The following is a 15,861-nucleotide window of genomic DNA, read 5'->3' on the forward strand; positions in this document are numbered from 1 at the left end:
CGACGCTACGCGCAGCCAGGCTTTGCCTGGCTGCGCTTGCCGCAGTTTCGTCGCGGGTGTCAAATCGCCCGGGCCGGGTGGCCGACAGGGCTAAAGACGGCTTCAGAGCCAGTCATTTAGCTGCTGCGGCCGCCCCGGTACCCTCGGTTTAATCTGCGCCTAGGCCTGCATGGCCCCGGCTGGGTGAAGGATGGCCACTGTGAAGACAGTCCAGACTGTCCGTCGAGGGGAACGGGATCCGGTCGGGCCTGCGGCCAGGACGATCAACACACACGGCGACGCGCGGATGGTTTCGCCGTCGCTCGAGGCGAAGAGGTCGCGGGCGGCCTGACCCGCAGCGCGACCAACTCTCAGGGTATCGGAACCAGACTATGAACGTTCAGACCGGCAAGATCGTCCCTGGCGAGGCCCGCTGCCCCGCGGAAAGCACGCAGGAAATCATCGCGCGCGACAAGGTGCCGGCCCCTGAATGGGCGCGGAGCGAGAGCTACGAATACCTCGGCAGTGAGGACATCTCCAAGGATCGCTACATCGATCCGGAGTTCGCGAAGGGCGAGTTCCAGAAGCTGTGGACCCGCACCTGGCAGATGGCCTGCCGCGAAGACCACATCCCCGAGGTCGGCGACTACTATGTCTACGATCTCGGAGCCTACAGCTTCATCGTCGTTCGCAGCGCCGAGGACGAGATCAAGGCGCATTTCAACGCTTGTCTGCACCGCGGAACGAAGCTGCGGAGCTCGGGAACCGAGGGCTTCGCGACCGAGATCAAGTGCCCGTTCCACGGCTGGTCGTGGAACCTCGACGGCACGAACAAGGGCGTTCCCTGCCAGTGGGACTTCCCCCACGTCGACACCGCGAAACTGACGCTGCCCCACGCCCGGGTGGCGCGGCTCGGCGGCTTCGTCTGGATCAACATGGATCCGGAAGCGCCGTCGCTGGAGGACTATCTGGGCGAGGAGGCGCTCGCGCACTTCAAGGCGTGGAACCTCGAGAACCGCTACATCTATCTCCACGTCCAGAAGAGCTATCCGGCGAACTGGAAGCTCACCATGGAGGCCTTCATGGAGGCCTACCACGTGGGCGACACGCACCCGCAGGTCGCGCCCGCCAACGGTGACATCAACTCGCAGTACGACGTCTATGGCGACCACGTCGACCGCTTCATTTCGACGCTCGGCGTCGTCAGTCCGAAGCTCTACGGCAAGTACACCGAGCAGGACATCGTCGACAATTTCACGCTCGGCGACAGCTCTTCGCTTGGCGGCCAGAAGCCGCAATTGAAGGAAGGCGAACGCGCCCGTCAGGTGATGGCGGACATGTTCCGGGACATGTTCGAGAAGGCGACGAACTCCGACCTGAGCAATGTGTCGGACACTGAACTGCTGGATACCTATTCCTATACGTTCTTCCCGAACCTGTTCCTGTTCCCCGGCATCTCGCTGCCGATGATCTATCGCTTCAGGCCCGACGCCCGCGACCATCGCCGGACCATCTATGAGGTGATGTTCATGCGGCCGAAGCCGAAGGACGGGGAGACCCCGGAGATGGCCGAACTGCAGATCCTCGAGGATCACCAGTCCTTCGCGGAAGCCGAGGGCATGGATCCCGGCTTCGGCAAGATCCTCGACCAGGATACGGACAACCTGTTCGCGCAGCAGGAAGGGCTCGAGGCCAGCGCCAAGGCCGGCCTGACGCTGGCGAACTATCAGGAAATCCGCGTCCGTCACTTCGAGCAGGCGGTCGACAAGTACATGGCGATGGCGCCGCCGGCGCAGCTCGGCAGCCGCTGAGGCGTCGGCACTGAGATCTCAGGGGCGCGCTGCTTCGGCGGCGCGCCCCACGATTTTGTGGAGGCGAGGCGATTGCCCCGGCGGGCAATGCGGCCTTCGATCTCCGTCATCGCCTCGGCGCCCCGCTTCCGGGATGGTCGAGGCGCAATAGCTGTGACCCGCGCCCGCCTTCGCGTTCTGGGCGCTTGAGGAGAATTTCGGATGAGCTCTGGAACCGCTGAAGGCGTCTGCCCGGTCACCGGCCAAAAGGTCGACCTGGCCGTCGCGTCGCTGACCGATCCGGCCATCCAGGCCCATTCCGGCGCCTACTTCGACGCGATCCGCCGGGAAGATCCGGTGCACTACGACGAGAAGCTCGGGATGTGGCTGGTGTCGCGCTACGACGACATCGTCGAATTGCTGCGCGACCCGATCACCTTCTCGGACAAGCACGGCTACGAGAAGATGTACGCCAGCGGCCATTTCGAGGAGTTCAAGCAGATCCTCGAGCGGGAAGGCGGCGGCTTCTTCTCCGACGCGATCAAGGACGATCCGCCGGAGCACACCCGGGTTCGCCGGCTGCTGGAGAAGGCCTTCACCGCCCACCGCGTGGCCTCGGTCGAACCGGGGATCACCGCCATCATCGTCGACCTCGTCGAAGAGCTGGCCGAAAAGGCCGCGAACGGCCAGGTGATCGACGGCGTCCACGAGTTCGCCATTCCGCTGACCATCCGGGTCATCTGCGAGCAGATGGGCATCGCCCAGTTCAACGCCGAGAAGATCTCCGCCTGGTCGATGGCGGTGACCGCGCAGATCTCGAAGATGCAGGACCGCGAGCACATGCTCGAGAACGCGGCCCAGATCTGCGAACTGCAGAACTTCATCATCGCCGAGATGAAGGCGCGCGAGAACGCGCCGCGCGAGGACATGATCTCCGACATCGTCCACGCCACGCTCGAGGACGGCACCAAGCTGGAGTTCGGCGAGGCGGTGTCGCTGATCCGCGCGCTGATCATCGCCGGCAACGACACTACCGCGACCGCCATCGGCAACCTGCTGTTCGTGCTGGCGACCCAGCCGGAAGTGGCCAAGGCGCTGCAGGACTCGGTCGACGACGACCGGCTGCTGAATCGCTTCGTCGAGGAGCTGCTGCGCATCGAGCCGCCGGTCCGCGGCCTCGCCAAGATGACCACCCGCGAAGTCGAGCTCGGCGGCACGAAGCTGCCGAAGGACGCGCACATCCTGGTGCTCTACGCCTCGGGGAACGACGACGAGGCCGTGTTCGAGTGCCCGCGGAAGTTCGACCTCAACCGCTCCAACCTCGGCAAGCATGTCGCCTTCGGCGTCGGCGTCCACCGCTGCATCGGCGCGGCGCTCGCGCGAATGGAGATCAAGGTCGCCGCGCGCGAGGTCGTGCGGCGGCTGGGCGACATCAAGCTCGCGGTCCCGGCCGAGCAGCTGAAATACCTGCCGACCGTGGCGACGCGGACGATCAAGGAATTACCGCTTACCTTGACGCGCCACGCCTGAGCGGGCGCGTCCGGCGTCCCGTCTGGGGCGGTCAATCAGTGATCAGAGTTGGGGAACAACGTGGGCCAGGATCTCGCGGGTAGGGTGGCGGTCGTCACGGGCGGCGCCAGCGGCATCGGCCGGGCGACCGTCGAGCTGTTCGTGGCGGAAGGCGCCAAGGTGGTGATCGCCGACCTCGACGTCGTGCGCGGCGAGGAGCTGGCCGGAAGCCTCGGCGAGAACGCGGTGTTCCAGCGGACCGACGTCTCCAAGCGGGCCGAGGTGCAGGCGCTGGTCGACCTCGCCATCTCGCGGTTCGGCGGCCTGCACGTGATGTTCAACAACGCCGGCATGGGCGGGAAGATGTACCCGCACTTCCTCGACGACGACCTCGAGGATTACGAGCGGGTGCTCGGCGTGAACCTGATGGGCGTGGTCTACGGCACCCAGTTCGCCGCTCGCCACATGGCCAAGCACGGCGGCGGGGTGGTGATCAACACCGCCTCGATCGCCGGCCTGCTGCCGGGCTACACGCTGATGCAGTACCGCTCCTCGAAGTCGGCGGTGATCGGCTTCAGCAAGGCGGTGGCGATCGACCTGGCGGGCCACGACATCCGGGTCAACGTGCTGGCGCCCGGAAGCATCAAGACGCCGATGACCGACTTCGCCGAGCCCGGCATGACGGCGGACGACGTCGCGCGCATTCGCGTCGAGACCGACAAGGTGTTCATGTCCTATCAGCCGCTCAAGCGGCAGGGACGCCCGGAGGACGCCGCCCAGGCGGTGCTGTTCCTGGCCAGCGATCGCGCCATGCAGGTCACCGGCATCGTCATGCCGGTCGACGGCGGGATCACCGCCGGCGACCCGATCAACCACGCCGCCGACATCATGGCCGCCCGCACCCGGGTGATCGAAGAGATCAAGCGCGGGCGATAAAGCGCCGCCAAGATGCTCCCCCTCAGGGGGAGCTGTCCCAGAGGGACTGAGGGGGGTTCCGCTCAGAACTCAGTGGCTGAACTCCCCTCCGTCGGCTCTGCCGACACCTCCCCCAGAGGGGGAGGACCTATTCGGCGCTAAGCCGCCCGGCCGAGCCGGTCCAGGGCGTCGGCGCCGACCGCCGCGTCCCAGGCGTCGCCGCCGCCGGTCAGCGCCTCGTTCAGCAGCGCACGCTTGAGGAACAAGTGGCAGGGGTGCTCGGCGGTCAGGCCGATGCCGCCGTGGAGTTGGATCACCTCTTCGGCCACGGCGTGGAACACCGAGGCGGCGTAGCTCTTCAGGCCGGCGGCTTCGAGCACCGGGTGCTGCGCGCCCGTGGTGCGCTCCTCGGCGACCGCCCAGAACAGGGCTTCGGCGGCGGAGATCATCGTCTTGAGGTCGGCGCAGCGGTGCTTCAGCGCCTGGAACATCGCCAGCGGCCGGCCGAACTGCTTGCGCGTCTGCAGGTACTCGACGGTCATCTCCAGCGCCGCACTCGCGCCACCGACGCAGTCGGCCGCCAGCGCCAGCAGCAGGTGGGCCTGCAGGTCGCGCACCAGGTCCGCCGCCGCGTCGCCGCGGGTCAGCACCGTATCGGCGCTCAGCTTGGCGCCCCGGAAGCTGACGTCGAACAGTCGCCGGCTCTGGTCCCAGACGGCGCGGGGCGTGACGACGACGCCCGGCTGCTGCAGCGGCACCAGGGCGCAGAGGTCGCCGTCGTCGCTCCAGGCGACGATGTGGCTCGCCTCGTCGGCGTCGGGCACGGCGGAGAGCATGCCGCCCACCGTATAGCCGCCGGCGTCTGCGACCGTGATCTCCAAGGCGCCGCCCTTCAGCGAGGCGGTGACCACCTCGCCGCCGACCAGCCGCTCGATCCAGGCCGCGCGGTTGGCCAGCAGGTCGCCGCGGGACACCGCGTCGACCGCGAGCAGGGCGGGGATCACCGGGCCGGGGGCCAGCACCCGGCCGAGCTCGAGATAGAGCACGCCCAGGGCGTCGCGGCCCTGGCCCAGGCCGCCGAGCTCTTCGGGCGCGGCCAGGCCCAGCCAGCCCATCTCGGAGATCAGCGACCAGATCTGCTTGCGGTCGGGAGCGAGCCCGGCCTCGCCGAACATCCGGCGGGCGGAATCCTGCAGCTCAGCGCGGTCCAGGCTCACAGCTGCCATCCCTTCGGTTCGCGCGGCATCCCGAGCACACGCTCGGAGATGATGTTGCGCTGGATCTCGTCGCTGCCGCCGGCGATCGACCAGTTGTACGAATTCATGAAGTCGACCATCCAGTTGCCGGTCTCCTGACCGCCGCCGTAGGTCAGCGCGTCCCAGTACTGGCCCTCGAGGCCGCCGACGCGCACGCCCAGGCTGACGAACTCGCGCAGCGTGCGGGCGTAGTGCAGCTTGATGAACGAGGCGTCGCCGACCTGCTCCTGGCCGGAGATCCGCTTCTGCAGGAACTGGTCGGCGAGCGCGCAGCAGGCTTCGACCTTGGTCGACAGCCGGCCGAAGTCGCGCAGCAGCCCCTGGTCCTTGGATCGGGCCTGCTTCTGGATCGCGGTGGCGAGCCGCCACAGGCCGCCGCGCAGGCGTTCGCTGAGCTCGAGCAGCGTCAGGCCGCGTTCGGAGGAGAGGGTGGATTGCGCCACCGCCCAGCCTTCGCCCTCGGCGCCCAGGCGGTCCTCGACCGGCACCTCGGCGTCGTCCAGGAACACCTCGGCGAATTCCTCGTCGCCGGTGATCTGGTTGATCGGCCGGACGTCGACGCCCTTCGACTTCATGTCGAGCAGCAGGAAGGTCTGGCCGGCCTGCTTGGCGCCGCTGTTGTCGGTCCGCGTCAGCAGCAGGCAGCGGTCGGCGTACTGGGCCATGGTCGACCAGATCTTCTGGCCGTTGATGACGTACTTGTCGCCCCGCAGCTCGGCGCGGGTGCTCACCGCCGCCAGGTCGGACCCGGCGTTCGGCTCGGAGAAGCCTTGGCACCAGACCTCGCCTTCGAGGATGCGCGGCAGGTACTTGGCCTGCTGCTCGGGCGTGCCCCATTCCAGCAGCGTCGCCGCGGCGTGGTAGGTCGAGACGAAATAGAGGATCAGCCGCGGCGCGTCGGCGCGCGCGATCTCCTCGTAGATGACCTTCTGCTCGGCCAGCGAGCGGCCGCCGCCGGGCCAGCCGGCCGGCCAGTGGGGCGTCGCATAACCAGCGGCCGCCAGCTTGCGGAACCAGTCGCGCTGGGTGTCGACGAAAGCGTCCTGACGCGTGCAGGCCTCCCGCCAGCCTTGCGGCGCGCTGGCCTCGAGCCAGGCTCGGAACTCTTTGCGCAGCGCTTCGAGGTTCGCTTCGGATTGCACGCTTGCGGTCATCCTAAATTATCGTCGCGCCGGACCGTCGGGGAACGGCGCGGCGGAATCAAGTCCGCCAGCAGGGCGCAATACCCGCAGAGAGGCTGCCCCGCCAAGCGATCATGCGTCTGCGCCGCCCGGGCGCGCGCCTCGGCGGATTCAGCAACTGCCGACGCCGTTGCACGTCCTGTCGAGCGGGCGCCGCGCCGAGATGGGATGAGGTGGCAACAAGGAACAGCGATGCAGCACATCCCCCTGCAACACGGCGTCTTCGTGGCTCCCTATCACGACGTCGACGAGAGCCCGACGATCGCCCTGCGGCGCGATCTCGAACTCGTCGAACACGTCGAGAAGCTCGGCTTCAAGGAGGCCTGGTTCGGCGAGCACCACTCGACCGGCTGGGAGACGATCTGCTCGCCGGAGCTGATGATCGCGGCGGCGGCGGAGAACACCCGCAACATCCGCCTGGGCACGGGCGTGATCTCGCTGCCCTACCACAACCCGCTGATGGTCGCGAACCGCATCATCCAGCTCGACCACATGACCATGGGGCGGGTGATGTTCGGCGTCGGCCCGGGCCTCTTGACCACCGACGCGACCATGCTGGGCGTCGACATCAAGTCCCAGCGGGACATGATGGTCGAGGCGCTGGAGGTCATCCTGCAGCTGCTGCGCGGCGAGGAGGTCACCGCCCAGAGCAGCTGGTACAACCTGAACCGCGCCCGGGTGCACCTGTTGCCCTACACTCAGCCGCACCCCGAGGTGGCGGTCGCCAGCGCGATCACGCCGTCGGGCGGCATGCTGGCCGGCCGACTGGGCCTCGGCATGCTCTGCGTGGCGGCGACCGAGACCCAAGGCTTCGACGTGCTGGGCGAGAACTGGCGGGTCGCCAATGAACTCGCCGTCGAACATGGCCGGGTGATGGATCCCCGGCAGCTGCGGCTGGTCGCGCCGATGCACATCGCCGAGACCCGCGAACAGGCGCGCGCCGACGTCGCCCGCGGGCTCGGACGCTGGTGCGAGTACTTCGATCGCGTCGCGCCGAAGGGCATGGGCGGGCTGGTCGGCAATGGGGATCCGGTCGACCTGCTGATCAACTCCGGCCGCGCGGTGATCGGCACGCCGGAGGACGCCGTGGCGACGATCGAGAAGCTGCAGGCCAAGCAGGGCGACTTCGGCGTCATGCTGCTGCAGTCGCACAACTGGGCCGAATGGGAGCCGACCAAGAAGTCGTACGAGCTCTACGCCCGGTTCGTGATGCCGCACATCGCCGGCGCCAACCGCAACCGCGCCCAGTCGTTCGACCGGCTGCGCGAGGATTTCGAGGCGGTGCAGGACGAGCGTCAGAAGGGCGCCGACCTGGCGTTCGCTCGCTGGCGCGAGCACGCGGCGGGCCATCCGCCGGCCAAGACGTCGGGCCTGGCCTAGCAACAGCCGGCTCCGGCGGGCGGGGGTTTTTCGTGCGCCGCGGGCAGTTCAGAGGGTGGATATGAGCGCACTGCGCGGATTCAGGGTCGTCGAGCTGGCCGAACGGGTGGCCGGCGAATACTGCGGCAAGCTCCTGGCCGACTTCGGCGCGGAGGTGATCAAGGTTGAGCGCCGGGGGACCGGCAGCCCGACGCGCGCCATGGCGCCGCTGATCGACGGCGGCGCGGCCGGCGAGACGAGCGGCCTGTTCGCCTACCTCAACACCAACAAGAAGTCGGTCTCGCTCGACCTGGCCTCGGCCGACGACCTCGACCTGATGGAGAAACTGATCGCCACCGCCGACGTGGTGATCGACGACCACGGCGAGCCATGGCTGCGCGACCGCCGGCTGGGGGCCGAGGCGCGCGACGCGCGGCATCCGAGCGTGGTGTTCTGCATCATCACCCCGTTCGGGACCGATGCGCCGGCCGGCTGGACCAACGTCGAGTCGCTCAACGTCTTCCACGCCAGCGGCTGGGGCTATCACACGCCGAGCGAGGCGAACCCTGAGCGCCCGCCGCTGAAGGGCGCCGGGCGCTTCACCGCCGACTACGAGGCGGCGATCGACGCGGCGCTGTGCGTCGTCTCGACCCTGTTCTGGCGCCGCACGAGCGGGCTCGGCCAGACCATCGACATCTCCGAGCGCGAGGTGCTGATCTCGCGGGCGGATGCGGTGCTGGGCCGGATGCTGGCGGGGGAGGCGGAGGCCTCGGCCGCGCGCACCGCCTACGACATGGGCGGCCCGGGCGCCGCCTACCGCTGCGCCAACGGCTTTGTCTATCTGATGGTCCTGCACAGCGGGCATTGGGCGGGGCTGAAGAAGCTCATGGACGATCCGGCGTGGATGAACGACTTCGCCGACAACTGGCTGGAGTTCGCCTGCACAGCCGACCTGGTGGCCAAGTTCCGCGCCGGCTTCGCCGCCTGGGTGGCCGACCGCGAGAAGGACCAGGTCTCCGAGGACGCCCAGCGGCTCGGCATTCCGCTGGTGCCGGTCAATGACGCCTCGGACCTGCACCGCTCGCCGCAGTTCCAGTACCGGCAGTTCTTCCAGCCGCTCGACCACCCGGTGCTGGGCCACGCCCTCTATCCGACGACGCCGTACAAGCTCTCCGCCTCGCCGGCGCAGCTCGTCTCGCCGGCCCCGCTGCTGAGCCAGCACGCCGCCGAGGTTCTGGGCGGCAGCGACCCCGTAGGAATTTGATCATGACGATGCCCGCAAGAGGCGGTCCGCTGGCCGGGGTCCGCGTGCTGGAGATCACCAAGGTCTGGGCCGGCCCCTACGCCGGCAAGCTGCTGGCCTATCTCGGGGCCGAGGTGATCAAGGTCGAGAGCAACAGCAATCTCGACGAGATGCGCGCCTACGGCGGCGTCGACATCGACAACGCGCCCTACTTCTTGAGCCTGAACCAGGAGGTGCTCAGCGTTCAGGTGAACATGAAGTCGGAGGAGGGCATGAAGTACCTCCGCGACATGATCGCCAAGAGCGACATCGTCCTGAACAACATCCGGCCGGGGGCCATGGAGCGGTCCGGGCTGGGCTACGAGGACCTCAAGAAGATCAAGCCGGACATCATCTCGGTGTCGATGAAGATGTACGGCAACGACGGGCCGCTGGGCTACCAGACCGGCTATGCGCCGTGCTTTGCGGCGCTGGGCGGGCTGAACTACCTCGTGGGTTACGAGGGCGAGGCGCCGACCGGCAGCAACATCCGCTACGGCGACACGACCATGGGCGCGGCCGCCGCTTACGCCGCGATCGTCGCGCTGCTGCACCGCGAACAGACCGGGGAGGGGCAGTTCGTCGACGTCTCGGCGGTCGAATGCGTCTCCAGCCTGGTCGGCGACAGCCTGTTCGAGCAGAGCCTGACTGGCCACAGTCCCGAGGCGGACGGCAACCGCCACGCCGACATGGCGCCGCACGGCAGCTACCCCTGCGCCGGCGGCGAGTGGCTCAGCCTTGCGGTCTCCTCCGACGCGGCCTGGCGGGCGCTCTGCGCGGAGCTCGGCGCCGCCGATCTGGCCGGCGACGGCCGCCTGGCGACGCTCGGCGGCCGACACGCGCATCGCGCCAAGATTGACGCGCGGCTGGCCGAATTGACCCGCGGCCAGGACGCCGGCGCGCTGGCCGAGCGGCTGCGCGACGCGGGCGTGGGCGCGTTCAAGAGCATCAACTCCCTGGACCTGATCTCCGACGAGGAGCTCTGGCGCCGGGAGTTCTTCAAGCTGGTGTCCGACCACGCCAACGGCACGCGGCCTTCGGTCGGCGCGCCCTGGCGCATGTCGCGCGCCCAGGCGACGATCACCAATGGCGCGCCCAAGCTCGGCGAGCACAACGCCTACGTCTATGGCGAACTGCTGGGCGTCACGTCGGAGAAGCTCGAGCAGCTGATCGCCGAAAAGGTCGTCGACTGAGTCCAAGAGGCCCAGATGCCGCGGGCGATATGCGCGAAATGTTTATGGAAATTCGCCTATCGTTTAACTGTCGACGCCCGGCGCGTGTGAACTTAGGGCTGGATTTGCCCTGCTCGCCAGGCGCCCGCGGCAGCCGTTAGTCGTTCGCCGCAGGCAGCCTTGCCGGAGGGCTCCGCAGTTGTCGTGGCCTCCACGCGCCGGGCGCTTGTGAAGCACAAGAGCCGGTCCCCGCGGAATAACCGGCCCGACGTCTGCGGTTCGCGCAGGTAGGAAACGCAAGAATGGCCGAAACTCTTTTCGCGTTCGACGAGCACAATTATCGCGACTGCCAGAGCAGCTTCCGCGGTGAGAAGGATCAGGAGTATTACCTCGGCGACTATTCGATCGAGGCCGGTTCGGTCATCGACGTCCGCGCCGAGCGCAAGGCCGTCGGGCCCAACTCGATCATCCGCCTGAGGTCGCGCAGCCGGCTGTCCTTCCGCCGGTCCTGGGCGCACATCCGTGAGGACGCGACCGACGTCACCGTGCTGTGGTTCGTCAAGCGCGGCCGCCTGTCGGTCTCCAATCAATGCGGCAGCAAGGTCGCCGAGGCCGGCGACTTCGTGGTCACGCGCTCGATGACCCCGTTCTTCATCGAGTGCCAGACCGATGAGGACCAGGTGCACGAAGTGCTGCACATGACGGTGCCCACCCATGTGCTGCGCGGCTACATCTCCGACGAGGTGGCGACGGGCTTCTCGGTGTCGACCGAGCGCCGGGAGTTCTCGATCGCCGAGAACATCCTCACCAACCTGCTCGAGGACGACGGCGAGATCGCCCCGGACACCGCCGAGATCCTGGTCAGCAGCGCGCTGTCGGTGATCAGCCACGCGATCCGCGACCGCAACGTCTGTGGCCGGCTGCGCCAGACCGTGTCGGACCGGCGACTGCAGGAGGTGCTGCGCTATATCGAGGTGCACCTGTCGAACCCGAACCTGTCGACCGCCATGGTCGCCAGCGGTTGCGGGATCTCGCCGCGTTATCTCTCCTTCCTGCTGAAGCACCATGGGACCTCGTTCTCGACCCTGGTGTGGGAGCAGCGGCTGAAGAAGGCCAAGAGTTGGCTGTCGACCTCGAGCGACGTGTCGATCAGCGAGATCGCCTACAGCGTCGGCTTCAAGAGCCCGGCTCACTTCAGCCGGATGTTCAAGCGGGTGTTCAACATGAACCCGCGCGAGTACCGCGCCGCCAACCCGCACGACGCGGGCCGCCGGCCCGAGGCGCTCGCCGCCGACAACGCTAACTGACGACACTATCGGCGCGGCGATCACGTCGCGCCGACGGCAAGTTCGGCTTGCAGCCGCTCGCCGGCCTCCGAATACTGCGGTCAATTCGCGAAGCGACCGCAGCGGGGTGACCCTGTCCTCCACGCTGACGGCAAGGGAGGGCGCATGGCCGGTTTTGACGAGGTTTTCGACTTCGTGGTGGTGGGCAGCGGCGGCGGCTCGATGTGTTCGGGCCTGGTCATGCGCCAGCACGACAAGTCGGTGCTGATCCTCGAGAAGACCGAGTTCGTCGGCGGCACCACGGCACGGTCCGGCGGGGTGATGTGGATCCCCAACAACCGCTTCATGAAGCGCGACGGGGTCGAGGACAGCTTTGAGAAGGCCGAGAGCTATCTCGATAGCGTGGTCGGCGATCCGAACGACGCCCCCGGCACCTCGCGCGAACGTCGTCGGCGTTACCTGAATGAAGCGCCGCAGATGGTCGACTTCCTGGTCGACCAGGGGATCAAGCTGACCCGCGCGAGCTACTGGCCGGATTATTATGACGACCGGCCGGGCGGCAGCGAGGCCGGGCGCACCGTCGTGGCCGAGCTGTTCGACGTCAACGAGCTGGGCGCGTGGATGAAGAAGCTGCGCCCCGGAATGATGGCGTCAGCGGGTGACCCGGCCGCCTACGTCGAAGAGGGCATGAAGCTGCGGAACCTCAAGGTCTCCTCGGCGGCCAAGGCGACGATGCTGAAGATCGGCCTGCGGACCCTCCGGGCGAAGCTCACGGGCAAGCACTACGTGACGGCCGGGGCGGCCTTGCAGGGGCGCATGCTGCAGGCGGCGCTGAAGGCCGGCGTCGAGATCCGCACCGACTCCCCGGTCGGGGAACTGATCGTCGAGGACGGCGCGGTGAAGGGCGTGCGGACCGTCAAGGACGGCCAGCCCTGGCAGGTCGGCGCGCGTCTGGGCGTCCTGGTCAACGCCGGCGGCTTCGCCCGCAACCAGCAGATGCGCGACCAGTATCAGCCGGGCACTCAGGCCGCCTGGAGCAACGTGCCCGAGGGCGACACCGGCGAGATGATCCGGGAGATGATGCGCCTGGGCGCCGGCGTCGGTCAGATGGAGGAGATGGTCGGCTACCAGTCGAGCATCGCGCCCGGGACCGAAAACGACCCGGTCAAGCCGGGGGTGCAGAGCGCGCTCGCCTCGCCGCACGCCATTCTCGTCGACCAGACCGGCGTGCGCTATCAGAACGAGGGCGGGTCCTACATGGCCTTCTGCCGCGGCATGCTGGAGCGCAACAAGACGGTTCCCGCGGTGCCCAGCTGGGGCGTCTTCGACAGCCAGTACCTGCTCCGGTACGGCGTTCCCGGGACGATGGTCGGCAACCGCGCGGGGCGGCGCTGGATCGAGCAGGGCTTCATCCGCAAGGCCGACGGCCTCGAGGCGCTCGCCAAGCTCATCGAGGTGGAGCCCGCGATGCTCAAGGCGACCATCGAGCGCTTCAATGGATTCGTCGCCAAGGGCCGCGATGAGGACTTCCAGCGCGGCGATCGCGCCTACGACCGCTGGCTGGGCGACCCCGTCCACAGACCGTCGCCGACCCTGGGCGCCATTGCCGAGGGGCCGTTCTACGCCATGCCGGTCGTGCCGGGCGACGTCAGCACCTACGGCGGGGTCGTCACCGACGTGAACGCCCGGGTGGTGCGCGAGGACGGCTCGGTGATTCCCGGGCTCTATGCGACCGGCGTTTCGACCGCCTCGGTGATGGGCCGCGCCTATCCCGGCGCAGGGGCGAGCGTCGGGCCGTCGTTCACCTGGGGCTTCATCGCCGCCAAGCATGCGCTGCAGGGTGAAGCGGCCGCCGAGCCGTCGCGCGCGGCCTGATCGCTCCGGCGATTTCGGCGCGCGCGGCCGGCGACTTCAACTCGCCTAGCCACTTCTCGGCGACGTTCGCCCGCGCTATGGGTCGCCGCATCGGAATCTCGCGCCGATGTCCGAACGGGCTGATGGCGTCTCCATCGGCGCAGCATCGCTGGTTACGGCGAGGCGGCTGATGGCCGCCACGGCGTCGGCCGATCAGGCTGGCGTCGTCCAGATCACGACGACCCATTCGGGGCGCAAAAATTTCATTCCCAGGAGGTCCGGGGGAAACATGACGACCGAACGCGCGAACACAGTCAGGCCCAGTCCTGAAGTCCAACTGGAGATCTTCCGCCGGATGCTCCGCATCGAGCGGAACGACGACGCCACCCGCCGCACCATCATGCGCGGCCGCCTGCAGATGCCGTACTACTCGGCGCGCGGCCAGGAGGTCATTCCCTCCGCGGTGTCGGTCAATCTCAACGACGACGACACCATCTGCACCATCTACCGCGGCATCCACGACATGGTCGCCAAGGGCATGCCCTACCGCGAGATCTGGTCGGAAATCGCCGGCCGGGTGACCGGCACCTGCAAGGGCAAGGGCGGCCCGATGCACCTGACCCACCCGGAAACCGGCGTGATGGTCACCACCGGCATTGTCGGCTCCTCGATGCCGATCGCCAACGGCCTGGCCTGGGCCTACAAGCTCGACAAGAGCCGCAAGGTCTGCGTCGCCTACTTCGGCGACGGCGCGACCAACATCGGCGCCTTCCACGAAGCGCTGAACCTGGCCTCGGTCTGGAAGCTGCCGGTCGTGTTCGTCTGCCAGAACAACCGCTTCGCCGAGCACACCCGCTACGAGAACTGCACCTCGGTGGACCAGATCTCCAAGCGCGCCATCGGCTACGGCATGCCGGGCTACACGGTCGACGGCAACGATCCGGACGCGATGTTCGCGGCGGCCAACGAGGCCATCAACCGCGCCCGCGACGGCGAAGGCCCGACCCTGCTCGAGTGCATCACCTTCCGCTTCATGGGTCACGTGTTCGGCGACGCCGACACCTACATGACCAAGGAAGAGAAGGCCGCGGCCATGGAGAAGGACCCGCTGCCGGCCTTCCGCGCCCGCCTGATCAAGGACGGCGTCGCCACCGAAGAGCAGCTGGCGAAGCTGCAAAAGGATATCGAGGCCGAGGTCGAGGACGCGATCGAGTACGCGCTCGCCCAGGAGTTCCCGTCCGTCGAAGAGCTGCGGCGCGACGTCTTTGCTACGGAGATCGCCCAATGAGCGGCACCACCAAGATGAACGGGATCCAGGCCATCAACGCGGCGATCGCGGAGGCCATGGAGAAGGACCCGAAGGTCATCCTGCTGGGTGAAGACGTGGCCGACCGTGAAGGCGGCGGCGTCATCGGCAACACCAAGGGCCTGTCGACCCGCTTCGGCGACGACCGGGTGAAGTCGACCCCGATCGCCGAACAGGCGATCGTCGGCGCGGCCATCGGCGCGGCGCTCGGCGGCTACAAGCCGATCGCCGAGATCATGCTGATGAACTTCACCACCGTGGCGATGGACATGATCGTCAACCACGCGGCGAAGCTTCGCTTCATGTCCGGCGGCCAGAGCACGGTGCCGATCACCATCTACACCCTGACCGGCGCCGGCGCGCAAACCGCAGGCCAGCACGCCGACCACTACGAGGCGTGGTTCGCCCACACCGCCGGCATCAAGGTCGTCGCGCCGTCGAATCCGGCCGACTACAAGGGCCTGATGCTGTCGTGCATCGACGATCCGGACCCCTGCCTGCTGGTGCAGAACATGCGCACCCTGTTCGTGCCGGACGACGTGCCGAACGACCAGGGCCCGATCCCGCTCGGCAAGGCGAATGTCGTCCAGGAAGGGACCGACGTCACCATCGTCTCCTATTCGGGCATGGTGCTGACGGCGCGTCAGGCGCTGGCCACCCTCGCCGAGAAGGGCATCAGCGTCGAACTGATCGACCTGCGCACGGTCTCGCCGTGGGACAAGGAAGCGGTGCTGAAGTCGGTTCGCAAGACCGGCCGCGCGGTCATCGTCCACGAGGCGGTGCGCTCGTTCGGCGTTGGCGCGGAAATCGCTTCGACGATCCAGGAAGAGCTGTTCGGCGAACTGAAGGCGCCGGTCCGTCGCCTGGGCGCGCCGTACTCGCCGGTGCCGTTCTCCAAGCCGCTCGAGGACGCCTTCCTCGTGCAGCCGGCGGACATCGTCGCCGCGGTCGAAGGCATCGTGAAGAAGTAAG

The 15,861-nt window shown here is 67.9% G+C and carries 12 protein-coding genes; 10 read left to right on the top strand and 2 right to left on the bottom strand.

The features are described 5' to 3' along the window. Positions 1–371 precede the first annotated feature (371 nt). The 3 genes from ACSQ14_RS08970 (at position 372) to ACSQ14_RS08980 (ending at position 4,214) form a co-directional block, all read left to right on the top strand. Complete coding sequence (locus tag ACSQ14_RS08970; protein ID WP_436011826.1) at positions 372–1,790, top strand: aromatic ring-hydroxylating oxygenase subunit alpha; 1,419 nt, start codon at positions 372–374, stop codon at positions 1,788–1,790. 201 nt (positions 1,791–1,991) lie between these two features. Further along, positions 1,992–3,299 (top strand): cytochrome P450, encoded by a 1,308-nt coding sequence (locus ACSQ14_RS08975; RefSeq protein ID WP_436011828.1) that lies wholly within the window; start codon positions 1,992–1,994, stop codon positions 3,297–3,299. Between the two features lie 84 nt (positions 3,300–3,383). Then, complete coding sequence (locus ACSQ14_RS08980; RefSeq protein ID WP_436011830.1) at positions 3,384–4,214, top strand: SDR family NAD(P)-dependent oxidoreductase; 831 nt, start codon at positions 3,384–3,386, stop codon at positions 4,212–4,214. 137 nt (positions 4,215–4,351) lie between these two features. Here ACSQ14_RS08980 and ACSQ14_RS08985 read toward each other — a convergent pair whose 3' ends face one another. Both ACSQ14_RS08985 and ACSQ14_RS08990 read right to left on the bottom strand, forming a co-directional pair. Continuing rightward, positions 4,352–5,410: an acyl-CoA dehydrogenase family protein gene (locus ACSQ14_RS08985; RefSeq protein ID WP_436011832.1), complete on the bottom strand. Its 1,059-nt coding sequence runs from the start codon at positions 5,408–5,410 to the stop codon at positions 4,352–4,354. Beyond that, positions 5,407–6,591 carry an acyl-CoA dehydrogenase family protein gene (locus ACSQ14_RS08990; protein ID WP_436011834.1) on the bottom strand — a complete coding sequence of 395 codons (1,185 nt, stop codon included), beginning with the start codon at positions 6,589–6,591 and terminating at the stop codon, positions 5,407–5,409. The genes ACSQ14_RS08985 and ACSQ14_RS08990 overlap by 4 nt, the downstream gene beginning before the upstream one ends. A gap of 231 nt (positions 6,592–6,822) precedes the next feature. Between ACSQ14_RS08990 and ACSQ14_RS08995 the strand changes: the two genes are divergently transcribed. The 7 genes from ACSQ14_RS08995 (at position 6,823) to ACSQ14_RS09025 (ending at position 15,860) form a co-directional block, all read left to right on the top strand. Further along, a complete protein-coding gene (locus tag ACSQ14_RS08995) occupies positions 6,823–8,010 on the top strand; it encodes an LLM class flavin-dependent oxidoreductase (protein WP_436011836.1) in 1,188 nt (395 codons plus the stop codon). Between the two features lie 61 nt (positions 8,011–8,071). Next, on the top strand, positions 8,072–9,253 hold the full coding sequence (locus ACSQ14_RS09000) for a CaiB/BaiF CoA transferase family protein (RefSeq protein ID WP_436011838.1): 1,182 nt from the start codon (positions 8,072–8,074) through the stop codon (positions 9,251–9,253). A gap of 2 nt (positions 9,254–9,255) precedes the next feature. Beyond that, positions 9,256–10,464 (top strand): CaiB/BaiF CoA transferase family protein, encoded by a 1,209-nt coding sequence (locus ACSQ14_RS09005; RefSeq protein ID WP_436011840.1) that lies wholly within the window; start codon positions 9,256–9,258, stop codon positions 10,462–10,464. A gap of 281 nt (positions 10,465–10,745) precedes the next feature. Further along, entirely contained in the window at positions 10,746–11,750 is a 1,005-nt protein-coding gene (locus ACSQ14_RS09010) for a helix-turn-helix domain-containing protein (RefSeq protein ID WP_436011842.1), read from the top strand. 144 nt (positions 11,751–11,894) lie between these two features. Next, positions 11,895–13,604, top strand: coding sequence for an FAD-dependent oxidoreductase (locus ACSQ14_RS09015; RefSeq protein WP_436011844.1), 1,710 nt, complete (start codon positions 11,895–11,897; stop codon positions 13,602–13,604). A gap of 268 nt (positions 13,605–13,872) precedes the next feature. After that, entirely contained in the window at positions 13,873–14,871 is a 999-nt protein-coding gene (locus ACSQ14_RS09020; RefSeq protein ID WP_436011846.1) for a thiamine pyrophosphate-dependent dehydrogenase E1 component subunit alpha, read from the top strand. Beyond that, on the top strand, positions 14,868–15,860 hold the full coding sequence (locus ACSQ14_RS09025; RefSeq protein WP_436011848.1) for an alpha-ketoacid dehydrogenase subunit beta: 993 nt from the start codon (positions 14,868–14,870) through the stop codon (positions 15,858–15,860). Before ACSQ14_RS09020 ends, ACSQ14_RS09025 begins: the two co-directional genes overlap by 4 nt. Position 15,861 lies beyond the last annotated feature (1 nt).

It is taken from the genome of Phenylobacterium sp. LjRoot219, assembly GCF_964252995.1.
Taxonomy (GTDB): domain Bacteria; phylum Pseudomonadota; class Alphaproteobacteria; order Caulobacterales; family Caulobacteraceae; genus Phenylobacterium.